The sequence below is a fragment of the Micromonospora sp. ALFpr18c genome (genome assembly GCF_008868155.1).
Taxonomy (GTDB): Bacteria; Actinomycetota; Actinomycetes; order Mycobacteriales; family Micromonosporaceae; genus Micromonospora.
Genome location: NZ_WBKR01000529.1, coordinates 1 through 341 on the forward strand (window position 1 = coordinate 1; position 341 = coordinate 341).

Sequence of the window (341 nt, forward strand, 5' to 3'; positions counted from 1 at the left end):
CGTGCCGGCCCACGAGGCCAGGTGCTTCGCGGTCGGGAAGCGGGTCATGTCGGCGCCGGTCTCAGCGATGATCACATCGGCGGTGACGATGCCGACGCCGGGGATGGAGCGGATCAGGTCACGGAAGCCCTGAAAGGGCTCCATCATCACCTCGATCCGCTCGGTGAGCCTGTTGATCGCCGCCGTGTGCCGGTCGATCAGGTCCAGGTGCACGCGGGCGAGGAACGCGTGGTGCTCGGTGAACCGGCCGTTCAACGCTTCGGTCAGCTGCGGGATCTTCGACCGGAGCCGACGTTTGGCCAGATCCGCGAGCGCGGCCGGATCCGTGTCGCCAGCGATCA

General features: G+C 67.7%; 1 protein-coding gene. It reads right to left on the reverse strand.

Going from position 1 to position 341, the window contains the following annotated elements; genetic code table 11:
• On the reverse strand, positions 1 to 341 hold a 341-nt coding region (locus tag F8271_RS31945; protein WP_151493460.1), incomplete at both ends, for a transposase.